At 57.0% G+C, this 13,778-nt stretch carries 10 protein-coding genes and 1 pseudogene; 5 read left to right on the top strand and 6 right to left on the bottom strand.

Going from position 1 to position 13,778, the window contains the following annotated elements; all coding sequences use genetic code 11:
• Positions 1-95: 95 nt before the first annotated feature.
• Both yqhD and dkgA read left to right on the top strand, forming a co-directional pair.
• Positions 96-1,259, top strand: a complete 1,164-nt coding sequence (yqhD, locus tag AC236I_RS03480) for an alcohol dehydrogenase (protein ID WP_004867729.1) — start codon at positions 96-98, stop codon at positions 1,257-1,259.
• A gap of 145 nt (positions 1,260-1,404) precedes the next feature.
• Positions 1,405-2,232 carry a 2,5-didehydrogluconate reductase DkgA gene (dkgA, locus tag AC236I_RS03475; protein ID WP_004867733.1) on the top strand — a complete coding sequence of 276 codons (828 nt, stop codon included), beginning with the start codon at positions 1,405-1,407 and terminating at the stop codon, positions 2,230-2,232.
• Positions 2,233-2,361: 129 nt separating this feature from the next.
• Here dkgA and AC236I_RS03470 read toward each other — a convergent pair.
• The 6 genes and pseudogenes from AC236I_RS03470 to AC236I_RS03445 all read right to left on the bottom strand — a co-directional run.
• A pseudogene (locus tag AC236I_RS03470) lies at positions 2,362-4,601 on the bottom strand (YgiQ family radical SAM protein); the annotation flags it as partial.
• Between the two features lie 33 nt (positions 4,602-4,634).
• On the bottom strand, positions 4,635-6,047 hold the full coding sequence (gene ftsP, locus AC236I_RS03465) for a cell division protein FtsP (RefSeq protein ID WP_015585703.1): 1,413 nt from the start codon (positions 6,045-6,047) through the stop codon (positions 4,635-4,637).
• Between the two features lie 85 nt (positions 6,048-6,132).
• Positions 6,133-6,870 carry a 1-acylglycerol-3-phosphate O-acyltransferase gene (gene plsC, locus AC236I_RS03460; RefSeq protein ID WP_004867743.1) on the bottom strand — a complete coding sequence of 246 codons (738 nt, stop codon included), beginning with the start codon at positions 6,868-6,870 and terminating at the stop codon, positions 6,133-6,135.
• A gap of 321 nt (positions 6,871-7,191) precedes the next feature.
• Entirely contained in the window at positions 7,192-9,453 is a 2,262-nt protein-coding gene (gene parC / locus AC236I_RS03455; RefSeq protein ID WP_004867745.1) for a DNA topoisomerase IV subunit A, read from the bottom strand.
• A gap of 121 nt (positions 9,454-9,574) precedes the next feature.
• Positions 9,575-10,444 (bottom strand): AraC family transcriptional regulator, encoded by an 870-nt coding sequence (locus AC236I_RS03450; protein WP_487608689.1) that lies wholly within the window; start codon positions 10,442-10,444, stop codon positions 9,575-9,577.
• Between the two features lie 72 nt (positions 10,445-10,516).
• On the bottom strand, positions 10,517-10,924 hold the full coding sequence (locus tag AC236I_RS03445) for a YgiW/YdeI family stress tolerance OB fold protein (RefSeq protein WP_004867749.1): 408 nt from the start codon (positions 10,922-10,924) through the stop codon (positions 10,517-10,519).
• 150 nt (positions 10,925-11,074) lie between these two features.
• Between AC236I_RS03445 and qseB the strand changes: the two genes are divergently transcribed.
• The 3 genes from qseB (at position 11,075) to AC236I_RS03430 (ending at position 13,757) form a co-directional block, all read left to right on the top strand.
• Positions 11,075-11,734 carry a quorum sensing response regulator transcription factor QseB gene (qseB, locus tag AC236I_RS03440; RefSeq protein ID WP_044347910.1) on the top strand — a complete coding sequence of 220 codons (660 nt, stop codon included), beginning with the start codon at positions 11,075-11,077 and terminating at the stop codon, positions 11,732-11,734.
• On the top strand, positions 11,731-13,071 hold the full coding sequence (gene qseC, locus AC236I_RS03435; RefSeq protein ID WP_162660720.1) for a quorum sensing histidine kinase QseC: 1,341 nt from the start codon (positions 11,731-11,733) through the stop codon (positions 13,069-13,071). Before qseB ends, qseC begins: the two co-directional genes overlap by 4 nt.
• A gap of 104 nt (positions 13,072-13,175) precedes the next feature.
• Positions 13,176-13,757, top strand: coding sequence for an NAD(P)H-dependent oxidoreductase (locus AC236I_RS03430; RefSeq protein WP_004867755.1), 582 nt, complete (start codon positions 13,176-13,178; stop codon positions 13,755-13,757).
• Positions 13,758-13,778: the final 21 nt, after the last annotated feature.

Genomic DNA, 13,778 nt, shown 5'->3' with positions numbered 1-13,778 from the left:
TGCATTGAGAGGAACCGGCGACAGGACCACAATGACCGTCATCTGGCCGAGGCATCCTCTCAGTCGGCAGTTTTCTTTTTTTGAGGGCACGAATAATGAACAATTTCGATCTACATACCCCAACCCGCATCCTGTTTGGTAAAGGCGCCATCGCTAACCTGCGCGACCAAATCCCGGCGGATGCCCGGATTCTGGTGACCTACGGCGGCGGCAGCGTGAAAAAAACCGGCGTGCTCGATCAGGTCCTCAACGCCCTGAACGGCTTCGACGTTCTGGAGTTTGGCGGGATTGAACCAAACCCCTCTTACGAAACGCTGATGAACGCGGTGAAAATCGCCCGTGAACAAAACGTCACCTTCCTGCTCGCCGTCGGCGGTGGTTCGGTACTGGATGGCACCAAATTCATCGCCGCGGCGGCGCACTATGACGAAAACGTCGATCCGTGGGAAATTCTCGAAACCTACGGCAGCCACGTGAAAAGTGCGATCCCGATGGGCTCCGTGCTGACGCTGCCGGCAACCGGTTCCGAATCCAATAAAGGTGCCGTGGTTTCACGTAAAACGACCGGCGACAAACGCGCCTTCATGTCTTCTCATGTGCAGCCGGTGTTTGCGATCCTCGATCCGGTTTATACCTATACCCTGCCACCGCGTCAGGTGGCCAACGGCGTGGTTGACGCATTTGTCCATACCGTTGAGCAGTACGTTACCTACCCGGTTGATGGCAAAATTCAGGATCGCTTCGCCGAAGGCATTCTGCTGACCCTGATTGAAGAGGGTCCGAAAGCGCTGAAGGAGCCGGAAAATTACGACGTTCGCGCCAATATTATGTGGGCCGCGACCCAGGCGCTAAACGGCCTGATCGGCGCCGGCGTTCCCCAGGACTGGGCAACGCACATGCTGGGTCATGAGCTGACCGCGATGCATGGCCTCGATCATGCCCAGACGCTGGCCATCGTGCTGCCAGTATTGTGGAATGAAAAACGCGAGACTAAACGCGCGAAGCTGCTGCAGTATGCCGCTCGCGTCTGGAATATTACCGAGGGCTCTGAAGACGAACGTATCGATGCCGCTATCGCCGCGACGCGTAACTTCTTCGAACAGCTTGGCGTACCGACCCGTCTTTCCGACTACGGTCTGGACGGTAGCTCCATCCCGGCATTACTGGCTAAACTGGAAGAACACGGCATGACGGCGCTGGGTGAAAATCAGGATATCACCCTTGAGGTCAGCCGCCGGATTTACGAGGCTGCACGCTAAGTTTTCCCTTTCTCCCCCTCCTCTCCTTCCCGTGAACTTGTGGGAAGGAGAAGAGTTTTACTACCGTTTTTAGCTATTTCGTCCAGACTTAATGCTACCCCTTAGCGGAATGTATACCGCTGAGTTTCATTAACAGGAGGAAGGCATGACACATCCAACCGTTATAAAACTGCACGACGGCAACCTGATGCCACAACTGGGTCTCGGCGTGTGGAAAGCAGGCAACGAGGAAGTCGTCTCCGCCATTCATAAGGCGCTGGAAGTCGGTTATCGCTCTTTTGACACCGCCGCCGCATACCAAAATGAGACCGGTGTCGGCAATGCGTTGCGCAGCGCAGGCGTCCCCCGCGATGAGCTGTTTATCACCACGAAACTGTGGAACGACGACCAAAAACGGCCTCGTGAAGCGCTGCAAGAGAGCCTGAGCAAGCTGCAGCTCGATTATGTCGATCTCTATCTTATGCACTGGCCGGTTCCGGCGATTGACCACTATGTTGACGCCTGGAAAGGCATGGTTGAGCTGCAAAAAGAGGGGCTGGTCAAAAGCATCGGCGTTTGTAACTTCCAGGTACACCATCTCCAGCGGCTGCTCGATGAAACCGGCATCGTGCCGGTGATAAACCAGGTAGAGCTTCACCCTTTGCTACAGCAACGTCAGCTTCATGCCTGGAACGCCACGCATAAAATTCAGACGGAATCCTGGAGCCCGCTGGCGCAGGGGGGAGAAGGCGTTTTCGATCGGAAAATTGTTCACCATCTCGCGGATAAATACGGTAAAACGCCCGCGCAGATTGTTATCCGCTGGCACCTGGACAATGGGCTGGTGGTGATTCCGAAATCCGTAACGCCGGCGCGTATTGCGGAGAACTTCAACGTCTGGGATTTCCGTCTCGATAAAGACGAGCTGGGTGAGATGGCAAAACTGGACCAGAACAAACGTCTGGGCCCGGATCCGGATCAGTTCGGCGGATAGAGCGCAAACAGGCCGGATGGCGCTGACGCCGATCCGGCCTGTGATTCACCGTTTACCGGCCCGGAAAGCGCAGCGCCACCGGGCCATACAACAGACTTAACGGCTGGCGACCTTGCCGCGTTTTACGGGCTTCTTCGCCGTCTCCCCACCGTTCGAACGCTGATGCACAATGGGCGTATGTTTGGTTAACGCCGGGCGGGTATTGCGGTTCTGACGACGCGCCTCACGCATCTCATCCAGCGTTGGTGCAGGAACCAGACAGTCGCGGCGCGATCCAATCAGATGCTTCTTGCCCATGCTCTCCAGCGCCTGACGAATCAGCGGCCAGTTCGCCGGATCGTGGTAACGCAACAGCGCTTTATGCAGACGGCGCTGTTTGTCGCCTCTCGGCACCACAACGTCTTCACTCTTATAGCCAATCTTACCCAGCGGGTTCTTGCCGGTGTAATACATGGTGGTCGAGTTGGCCAGCGGCGACGGATAGAAGTTCTGGACCTGGTCGAGACGGAAACGGTGTTTTTTCAGCCACAGGGCCAGGTTCACCATATCTTCATCACGAGTCCCCGGGTGCGCAGAGATAAAGTATGGGATCAGGTACTGCTCTTTGCCCGCCTGCTTCGAATAGGTATCGAACAGCTCTTTAAAGCGGTCATAGCTTCCCATACCCGGCTTCATCATTTTTGACAGCGGGCCTTCTTCCGTATGTTCCGGGGCAATCTTCAGATAGCCGCCAACGTGGTGAGTCGCCAGCTCTTTGATGTAGCGCGGATCCTCGACGGCGATGTCATAGCGCACGCCAGAGGCGATGAGGATTTTTTTAATCCCTTTCAGATCGCGGGCGCGACGATACAGATTGATCGTTGGCTCATGGTTGGTATCCATGTGCGGACAGATATCCGGATAGACGCAGGATAAACGGCGACAGGTTTGTTCCGCACGCGGCGACTTGCAGCGCAGCATATACATGTTAGCTGTCGGGCCGCCAAGATCGGAGATAACACCGGTAAAGCCGGGAACCGTGTCGCGAATCGCTTCGATCTCGTTGATGATCGAATCTTCGGAACGGCTCTGAATGATGCGCCCTTCATGCTCGGTGATGGAGCAGAAAGAACAGCCGCCGAAACAGCCGCGCATAATGTTTATCGAGAAACGAATCATCTCGTAAGCCGGAATACGGCTGTCGCCATATGCCGGGTGCGGGACGCGCTTATACGGCAGCGCAAACACGCTGTCCATCTCTTCCGTCGACAGCGGGATTGCCGGTGGGTTAACCCAGATATAACGCTCGCCGTGCTTTTGCATTAACGCGCGCGCGCAGCCCGGGTTGGTCTCATGATGCAGAATACGTGACGCGTGCGCGTACAGCACCTTGTCCCCTTTCACCTTCTCAAAGGAAGGCAGCAGGACGTAGGTTTTTTCCCACGGCTTCGGACGCGGCGGTTGAACGGTAACACGTTTGGCTTCTTGTTTTGGCGGCGCGACGGTTTTGTTATCCGCGCACGGCAGGTCTTCGCCATACGGGTGCGGGATCGGGTCAATTTTACCCGGCGTATCCAGACGGGTAGAGTCCACACCGCTCCAGCCCGGCAGCGCCTCTTTGACCATAATGGCGGTATTACGCACGTCGCGAATTTGGCCAATCGGCTCACCGGCAGCCAGACGATGCGCCACTTCCACCAGCGGACGCTCGCCGTTGCCGAACATCAGCATATCGGCTTTCGAGTCCACCAGCACCGAACGGCGCACGGTATCAGACCAGTAATCATAATGCGCGGTACGACGCAGGCTGGCCTCGATTCCCCCGAGGATAACCGGGACATCCTTCCACGCTTCTTTACAGCGCTGGGTATAGACCAGCGTGGCGCGGTCAGGACGTTTACCGGCAACATTGCCCGCGGTATAAGCATCATCGTGGCGCAGCTTACGGTCAGCGGTGTAGCGGTTGATCATCGAGTCCATATTGCCGGCGGTGACCCCGAAGAACAGGTTCGGTTTGCCGAGGCGCATAAAGTCATTTTTATTGTTCCAGTCAGGCTGGGAAATAATCCCGACGCGGAATCCCTGCGCTTCCAGCATGCGTCCGCAGATCGCCATTCCGAAGCTCGGATGGTCGACATACGCATCGCCGGTGACCAGGATAATGTCGCAGCTATCCCAGCCAAGTTGATCCATCTCTTCGCGTGACATTGGTAAAAATGGCGCCGGGCCAAAGCAGGCGGCCCAATACTGCGGCCAGGAAAAAAGGTCACGATCCGGTTGGATCAGGGATATTGCGCTCATATTGCTTCCGGAAAAAATGATAAAAAAATAATCAAAGGGCGGCGATTATAAGCCGGATCGATGATGGAAATGAAGGGAGATTTTCTTATACCCTGACCGCGATCCGGTCAGGGTATAAGGCATTACGGTGCGGGATTGACCAGCATCTGGCCAATGGAACCACGGTCGGCAAGCTCCAGCGTCTGGCTCAGGAACTGGAACGGGAAATGCGGCCAGGAAGGCTGCGCGTAGTACACCAGCAGCTCCACCTGCCCGTCGACCCAGACGGTATCTTTCCAGCCGCGATCCTCCGGGAACGGCGCGGACCCGTTCACATTACGCACCTGGAACATCACCCCTTCTATATGGAACGACTGCGGCCGATCGGCGCGCACGGTCCAGCGCTCCCAGGTGCCCTGCTGGGCGGTGATATCAATGCGCTGCGGATCCCACAGATTACCGTTAATGCCCGGATCGTCGCCCAGAGAGATATCCCGTGAGCGAAGCGGCGTACCGGACAGGAACTCCGTCGGCAGCAAACGCACCGGCAGACTATCGGTAACCAGCGGCAGCAGGCCCGTCGGACGCAACGTTAATAGCAGCGTAGAAATCAGGATGCTCGACGGTTCGAAGAAGCCACGGATACGATCAACGATGCTCGCCGCTTCGCCGCAGGTAATCGACACCTCATCGCCGTTGGTCATATCCACCAGAATTTCTCGCCGTTCGCCGGGGGCCAACGACAGCTGTTTCAGTGACACCGGCGCAGGTAAAAAGCCCTGATCGCCGGAGATAACGTGTATCAGCCGGCCATCGCTCATCTGCAGCTGATAGCGGCGGGAGTTAGAGGCGTTCAGCAGACGCAGGCGCACCCAGCCGCGCGACACTTCGACATACGGACTCTGTACGCCGTTCACCAGCAACGTATCGCCGACAAAACCGCCGCTGCCGGGTTCGCTGTATTCCGGGGTACCGAAATTATCCAGCCGCTTGTCCTGAATAATCACCGGGAAGTCATCCACGCCATAGTGATTAGGTACCGGGAGATTTTTGCTGATTTCATCTTCCACCAGCCACATGCCCGCCAGACCGTTATAGACCTGTCTGGCCATATGGTTCGGGGTATTCGCCTGATACCACAGCGTGGCGGCACTCTGGCGAATCGGCAGCACCGGCGCCCAGTCGGCGTTCGGCGACATCATTCGCGCCGCGCCGCCAATCAGCGGACCGGGAACCTGCAGGCCCCGAATGGTCATGGCGACGTTTTCCGTCAGGCGGTTGCTGTAAATGAGCTTAACATCATCGCCATTCCACACGCGGATCGTCGGCCCGAGATAGCGACCGTTCACGCCCCATACCGAGGCGCGCGTTCCCGGGGTAAATGACCAGTGCGCCCGCTGCAGAGTTAAAAACAGCGGCTGGCCGCGGCGGGATTCCAGCAGCGGTGGAACCGGCAAGGCTGGCTGCTGGCCGGCGGCATGTGCGTTCAGCGGCACGGCTCCCGCGCACAGCGCTACGCCTGAAGCCTTAATAAACTGACGCCGACTGAGTGACATATTAACTCCATGGAATACTAACTCATCAAAAAGGGAATTCGTTTCCCGCTAGCCCTGTGCTCGCATTATTGCGGCAGTTCCTGGTTTATTTCTTTGCCGCCGCTTCGCGTTCAGCAACCTCGCGATCCAGCTCTTCAATCTTCGCCGCCATCAGCTCGCGGCAGTGCGTTGCCAGCGCACGTACGCCCTCTTTACCAAACTGGCTGGTATCGACCGGCGGCAGCATTTCGACAATCACCAGACCATTGTTCAGGCGATTGAGGTTAATTTTATTCGAAGTATTGGAAACGCACACCGGAATAATCGGTACGCCAGCGGCAATCGCCGCGTGGAAAGCGCCGGTTTTAAAGGGGAGCAAACCGCGACCGCGGCTGCGCGTACCTTCCGGGAACATCCAGAAAGAGATTTTGCGTTTTTTAAACGTATTGACGACCTGCGAGATAGTGCCATGCGCTTTCGCCCGATTATTACGGTCAATCAGCAGGTTCCCCGTCAACCAGTAGAGCAGACCAAAAAACGGGATCCACACCAGGCTCTTTTTACCCACGGTCACGGTCGGCGGCTGTACGATATTTGATGCCGTCACCATATCATAGTTGTTCTGATGGTTAGCGATGTAGATCGCATTGCCATAGCTCTCTGCATCAGCAGGCTTACGCGTTTCGACCTTCAGGCCGAACAGCGGAGAGAGCCGGCCAAACAGATGCCCGAAGGTGGCCACGTGTTTAGGATTACGCGGGCTGAACAAGCAGTAAATACAGCCAAATATGCACACAAAGAGACAATAAATAACAACAACAATTAGTCGAAAAATAAATAGCATAGCTACCTCTAAAACCCAAACCGCTTAGAATGATACCCGTTAAACTTCAGCTCGTATGCGCGCGAACGGCGATATCGCCCGGTACATCGTGACCGCACGTGCACGACACGCCTGACACGCTCGTCGTTGCATTTCAGCGCAACTCACGTGTAAAGGGTACTGACTCGCTGTTTAGCAGATTGCAGGCGTCGGGTGTCATTTGCTGGCCGCCCCGACGTATCTTGAATGATTTTGCGCCTATTGTTAATCGCAACACCTGAATAAACAACGATTTTGCGGCAAATTTTAGCCTCCCCTACCGGATAGCAGGGGAGGCTCATCTTACTCTTCGCTATCGCCCGCCGACGATGCCCGACGCGGCGAATCGATTTCCACACGATCGATTTTCTGCAGTCCGCGCATCAGCGAGCCGCGACGACCGCGTTCACCGGTGACTTTTTGCAGCTCTTCGGGACGCAGTTTAATTTTGCGTTTCCCGACGTGGATAGTCAGCGTGCTCTGCGGCGGCAGCACGAACAGGTGCGCCAGGCCATCCTGACCGGAAGCCGCTTCCGCCGACGGAATATTGATAATCTTATTCCCCTTACCTTTCGACAGCTGCGGTAAGTCGCTGACCGGGAACATCAGCATGCGTCCGGCAGCGGTGATCGCCAGCAGCATGTCTGAATCATCCTCAATCACCAGCGGCGCCATGACGCGCGCGTTATCCGGCAACGTAATCAGCGCCTTGCCTGCGCGGTTGCGCGCCACCAGATCGTTGAAGGTACAGACGAAACCGTAGCCGGCGTCGGAGGCCATCAGCAGCTTGCGATCGTCGCTTTCCATCAGCATATGTTCAATGCTGGCGCCCGGCGGTAGCGTCAGTTTGCCGGTAATCGGCTCACCCTGACCGCGTGCCGACGGCAGCGTAATGGGATCGATGGCGTAGCTACGCCCGGTGGTATCAATAAACACCACCGGCTGGTTGCTCTTGCCTTTCGACGACGCCTTCCAGCTATCGCCGGCTTTATAACTCAGGCCCTGCGCGTCAATATCGTGGCCTTTGGCGCTCCGCACCCAGCCCATTTGCGACAGCACGATGGTCACCGGTTCAGACGGCAGCATGTCATGCTCGCTCATCGCTTTTGCTTCTTCGCGCTCGCGCAGCGGTGAACGACGATCGTCGCCGAAGGTTTCGGCGTCGGCCTGCAGCTCTTTCTTCAGCAGGTTGTTCATCTTCCGTTCAGAGGCCAGAATCGCCTGCAGCTGATCGCGCTCTTTTTCCAGATCGCTCTGCTCGCCGCGGATCTTCATCTCTTCCAGTCGGGCGAGGTGACGCAGTTTCAGCTCAAGGATCGCTTCCGCCTGGGTTTCGCTGATGCCAAAACGCGACATCAGGGCCGGCTTCGGTTCATCCTCGTGGCGGATAATTTCAATCACTTCATCAATGTTGAGGAACGCGACCAGCAAACCTTCGAGGATGTGCAGACGCTTGAGCACTTTCTCCAGCCGGTAGTTCAGACGACGACGCACGGTATCGCGGCGGAAGGTCAGCCATTCCGCGAGGATCTCCAGCAGGTTTTTTACCGCCGGACGATTGTCGAGGCCGATCATGTTCAGGTTGATGCGATAGCTTTTTTCAAGATCGGTGGTCGCAAACAGATGATTCATCACCTGTTCCATATCCACGCGATTCGAACGCGGGACGATCACCAGGCGCGTCGGGTTTTCGTGGTCCGACTCATCGCGCAGATCGTCAACCATCGGCAGCTTTTTGTTGCGCATCTGAGCGGCAATCTGTTCCAGCACGCGGGCGCCGGAAACCTGATGCGGCAACGCCGTAATCACTACCGCGCCGTCCTCTTTTTTCCATACCGCACGCATCCGCACCGAACCGCGACCGTTCTGGTAGATTTTGCGGATCTCCGCGCGTGGAGTAATGATTTCGGCTTCGGTCGGGTAGTCTGGCCCGTGAACGATATCCAGCAGTTCGTCGAGCGAGGTCTGCGGTTTTTCGATCAGCGTAATGGCAGCCTGCGCCACTTCACGCAGGTTGTGCGGAGGAATATCGGTTGCCATACCGACGGCGATGCCGGTAGTGCCGTTCAGCAGGATATTCGGCAGACGCGCAGGCAGCATTTTCGGCTCCTGCATCGTCCCGTCGAAGTTCGGCACCCAGTCGACGGTTCCCTGCCCCAGTTCGCCCAGCAGCAGTTCCGCATACTTCGACAAACGGGATTCGGTATAACGCATCGCGGCGAAGGATTTAGGATCGTCCGGCGCCCCCCAGTTCCCCTGCCCATCCACCAGCGGGTAGCGGTAGGAGAATGGCTGCGCCATCAGCACCATAGCTTCATAGCATGCGCTATCGCCGTGCGGGTGATATTTACCCAGCACATCACCCACGGTGCGGGCGGACTTTTTGAACTTCGCGCTGGCGTTCAGCCCCAGCTCAGACATCGCGTAAACGATGCGACGCTGGACCGGCTTCAGACCATCGCCAATAAACGGCAACGCCCTGTCCATGATGACGTACATGGAATAGTTCAGGTAAGCATTTTCCGTAAATTCATGCAGCGCAAGGCGCTCTGCCATATCGCTCATTAATCGTGAATCCTCAATCTGCGTACCGACCGTGCGGGCGGCAAAACTACCCGCGATAATACCCGATCTCACGCCCTGAGTCACAGGCCGTGAGATCGGCTGAGGATTCCGCTGGCGCTAATCAGCGTAACGGCAGATAAATATCGGTCTGTAGCTCGTGTTCGCCGACTTCATGCACGAAGTTGAGGTAACGAAAAAACAGCGGAAAATCGCGTGGCGTTTCGCCCGACGTCGGTAGCCAGTCGCGGTAGAGAGACCAGATACTTTGCGCGAGCGTATCCAGCGAGCCGTGATGGCGCGCCACTGCGCATCGCCCGCCCGGAATGGTGCCATTCACCACGCCAAAGGCGTTTTCCGCGATCGGTTCGCTGACCGACCCGCAGATATCAAAACGGAAATCGTCAGCGGGGGTGGCCGCGGGATCGTCCCACGACACGCCCCAGGTCGCGCTGGTGGCGACCGGCGATAACCCGCTCGCCTTGCGCCAGGCGATAAACTGCGCCGCCGTAGCATTGACCAAATCAGGACTGCCGCGGTGGCGCAACATCGCCACCTGCGTCTCAGGGAACTGGACTATTTTAACCACCATCGGATGTTGCTCCTGTAACGTATGTTTCGGAACGCGTCGATGCCACTCCTGCCAGTCCGGCTGTTGACGGAACTGGCTGGGGCTTTGAGCGAACGCGGCACGGAAGGCACGACTGAACGATTCCGGATTCTGAAACCCGGCATCAAGGGCAATATCGATGATTTTATCCTGCGGCCTGAACGCCAGACGCCAGCAGGCGCGGCGCAGACGCAGCCACTGGATATAGCGATATAGCGGTACGCCACTACAGGCAGTGAATTGCCGGTGAAAGTGATACGGCGAGCTGTGCGCGATCGCGCTCAGCGTCTCCAGCGACAGGGGTTTATCCAGATGACGCTCAATGTATAAACACACGCGCTGAAAACGCCCGGCGTACGCCGGGCTGGTTCTGGTCTCGTTCATCGTCTCCTCCTCCGGACATACTCTGGCAGCGCGAGGATAGCGATTCCTGACCGATCTTGCGCGATGTCGCGCTTACGGGGTGACTTTAGTAATCTGCTTCACATCGATTTCGACCGAGTTCCAGTCTTTGTCGACCTCCCCCTGGATCTCAACGGTGTCCTGCGGTGTGACGGTCAGGCCGTTCCAGCGTTTATGGTCAATATCCACATTCACCGTCCCGGAAGCATCCTGGAATTTATACAGATCGTCGGAAATCCGCTGCACGATTTTACCGCGCAGGGTCACCCAGGTGTCATCCCGCAAGGATTTGGCGTTTTCCACCGTCGTTACGCTCCCGCTCGGGCCAATAAAACCGCCTTTTTGCGTAGACGTCTGGCTGGTTTGCGTCGCACCCGGTCCGTTAAAACCACCTTGTTCAGCAGCCAGCACCGGCATCGAAATTAAAGCGACGATCGCGGTCATTGCAGCCATTTTCTTCATAAGATGTTCTCCTTGTCTGGTTATATGACCATGATTACATCAGGCAAAACTTAACGACTTCTTAAGCAGAAAAAAGAAATTTTATTACTGTACAGCGCCTGCCGCAACGCGGTTTACTGCGCGTACTCATGACAGCCACAGGAGCGGCCAATGCGCATTTTACTGGTGGAAGACGACAAGCTCATCGGCGATGGCATTAAAGTCGGGCTGACAAAAATGGGCTTCAGCATCGACTGGTTTACCCGCGGCGAAGAGGGCAAAACCGCGCTCTATACGGCGCCCTATGACGCGGCGATCCTCGACCTGACGCTGCCCGGCATCGACGGGCTGGATATCCTGCGCGAATGGCGTAATCAGGGCCGCCACGAGCCGGTACTGATCCTCACGGCCCGCGATGCGCTCAGCCAGCGGGTTGAAGGGCTGCGCCTCGGCGCCGATGACTATCTGTGTAAACCTTTCGCGCTGATTGAAGTTGCCGCCCGTCTGGAGGCCCTGATTCGTCGCACCCACGGCCAGAGCAGCAGCGAGCTGCGCCATGGCCACGTTGCGCTCGATCCCATTGGCCTGACCGTAACGGTGAACGGCGACAACCTGGCGCTGAAGCCAAAAGAGTTCGCCTTGCTGGAGCTGCTGATGCGCAATGCCGGACGTGTGCTGCCGCGCAAGCTCATTGAAGAGAAACTCTATACCTGGGATGACGATGTCTCCAGCAATGCGGTCGAGGTGCACGTTCATCACCTGCGCCGCAAGCTCGGCAGTGAATTTATTCGTACCGTTCACGGTATCGGCTATACCCTCGGTGATGCATGAAACGACTTAGCCTGCGCGTCCGCCTGACGCTCCTGTTTTTCCTGTTGACCAGCGCGGCCTGGGGCATCGCCTGCTTTTTTGCCTGGCAACAAACCACGGAAAAACTGGATAAGCTCTTTGATACCCAACAGCTGCTGTTTGCCCGCCGACTGAGCGCCATGAATTTCGACGAGCTGCATACGCTCACGGCGCCGGTGCGGACAAAAAAGAAGATCAAGCACGGCCACCTCGATGACGACGCGCTGGCGTTCGCGATATTCACGGCCGACGGCAAGCGCCTGCTTCACGACGGCGAGAATGGTCAGGACATCCCGTGGCAAAATCGTCGGGAAGGCTTCAGCGATGGCTATCTGAATAACGATGATGATGAATGGCGCTTCCTGCAGCTAACCACCGGCGATGGCCGCTACCGTATTGTCGTGGGTCAGGAGTGGGACTACCGGCGGGAAATGGCGCTGGATATCGTCACCTCCCAGCTGACTCCCTGGCTGGTGGCGCTGCCGCTGATGTTCCTGCTGCTGATTGTGCTATTGAGCCGGGAGCTGGCGCCGTTAAAACAGCTGGCCAGAACGCTGCGCCTGCGCGCGCCGGACTCGGCGGAATCGCTTAACGTCGACAAGGTGCCCAGTGAAGTCCGGCCGCTGGTCGATGCCCTGAATCAGCTGTTTGCTCGTACGCATGACACCATGATACGCGAGCGCCGGTTTACCTCCGATGCCGCACACGAGCTGCGCAGCCCGCTTGCAGCCCTGAAAGTGCAGACTGAAGTCGCTCAGCTATCAATGGACGACCCGCAGGGGCGGGAGAAAGCGCTGGCGCAGCTGCATGAAGGAATTGACCGCGCAACCCGGCTGGTAGACCAGCTTTTAACGTTGTCGCGCCTCGATTCTCTGGCGCAGCTTGATGATGTGCATACGATAGCCATCGATGAGCTGCTGCAATCGTCGGTCATGGAGATGTACCACTCTGCGCAGCAGGCGGGCATTGAGCTTCGCCTGCACCTGAACGCAACTCAGGTCATGCAGCCGGGCCAGCCGCTGCTGCTGAGTCTGCTGGTGCGCAATCTGCTGGATAACGCCGTACGTTACAGCCCGCGCGGCAGCCAGGTCGATATCACTCTTGATGCCCGTGAGTTTTCCGTTCGCGATAATGGCCCGGGCGTCTGCCCCGAGGCGCTGGCGCGTATCGGCGAGCGCTTCTATCGCCCTCCCGGCCAGGATGAGCCCGGTAGCGGGCTGGGATTATCTATCGTCCGCCGCATTGCCGCGCTGCACCGGATGACGGTAGACTTCAGCAACGCGCCCGAAGGCGGTTTCGCGGCGCGCGTGCGCTGGTAGCAATTATTGCAATTAACGCAAAAGACTTTGCACATTTTGCTCATTTTACCGCCCCGCCTCGCGGGGTAAAATCAGTGACAAACTCGAAACCTGAAGGGTAAAAAATGAGCAACATCCTGATTATCAACGGCGCGAAGAAATTCGCCCATTCAAACGGCCAGTTGAATGACACCCTGACCGAGGTCGCGGATGGTTATCTGCGCGACGCCGGGCATGATGTTAAAATCGTTCGTGCGGAAAGCGATTACGACGTCCGGCAAGAAGTACAGAATTTCCTCTGGGCCGACGTGGTTATCTGGCAAATGCCGGGCTGGTGGATGGGCGCGCCGTGGACCGTGAAGAAATATATTGATGACGTCTTCACCGAAGGGCATGGCTCGCTGTATGCCAGCGACGGACGCACCCGCTCCGACGCCAGCAAGAAATATGGTTCCGGCGGCTTGATTCAGGGCAAGCAATACATGCTCTCCCTGACCTGGAACGCACCGATGGATGCCTTCACCGATAAGGATCAGTTCTTCCACGGCGTGGGCGTTGACGGCGTTTATCTGCCGTTCCATAAAGCCAACCAGTTCCTCGGCATGACCCCTCTGCCGACCTTTATCGCCAACGACGTCATTAAAATGCCGGATGTTCCGCGTGACATAGCAGAATATCGCAAGCATCTGGCGCAGATTTTTGGTTAACTAAAGGTCTACATACAGAAG

This window comes from Klebsiella sp. Sb-30 (assembly GCF_057652795.1).
The sequence above is the reverse complement of the archived record's forward strand: the minus strand, read 5'-3'. Positions and strand labels throughout refer to the sequence as shown.

Bases quoted from the DNA above. Each gene is read 5' to 3' on its own strand.
- yqhD (WP_004867729.1), top strand. From the start codon at position 96: ATGAACAATTTCGATCTACATACCCCAACCCGCATCCTGTTTGGTAAA.
- dkgA (WP_004867733.1), top strand. From the start codon at position 1,405: ATGACACATCCAACCGTTATAAAACTGCACGACGGCAACCTGATGCCA.
- ftsP (WP_015585703.1), bottom strand. From the start codon at position 6,047: ATGTCACTCAGTCGGCGTCAGTTTATTAAGGCTTCAGGCGTAGCGCTG.
- plsC (WP_004867743.1), bottom strand. From the start codon at position 6,870: ATGCTATTTATTTTTCGACTAATTGTTGTTGTTATTTATTGTCTCTTT.
- parC (WP_004867745.1), bottom strand. From the start codon at position 9,453: ATGAGCGATATGGCAGAGCGCCTTGCGCTGCATGAATTTACGGAAAAT.
- AC236I_RS03450 (WP_487608689.1), bottom strand. From the start codon at position 10,444: ATGAACGAGACCAGAACCAGCCCGGCGTACGCCGGGCGTTTTCAGCGC.
- AC236I_RS03445 (WP_004867749.1), bottom strand. From the start codon at position 10,924: ATGAAGAAAATGGCTGCAATGACCGCGATCGTCGCTTTAATTTCGATG.
- qseB (WP_044347910.1), top strand. From the start codon at position 11,075: ATGCGCATTTTACTGGTGGAAGACGACAAGCTCATCGGCGATGGCATT.
- qseC (WP_162660720.1), top strand. From the start codon at position 11,731: ATGAAACGACTTAGCCTGCGCGTCCGCCTGACGCTCCTGTTTTTCCTG.
- AC236I_RS03430 (WP_004867755.1), top strand. From the start codon at position 13,176: ATGAGCAACATCCTGATTATCAACGGCGCGAAGAAATTCGCCCATTCA.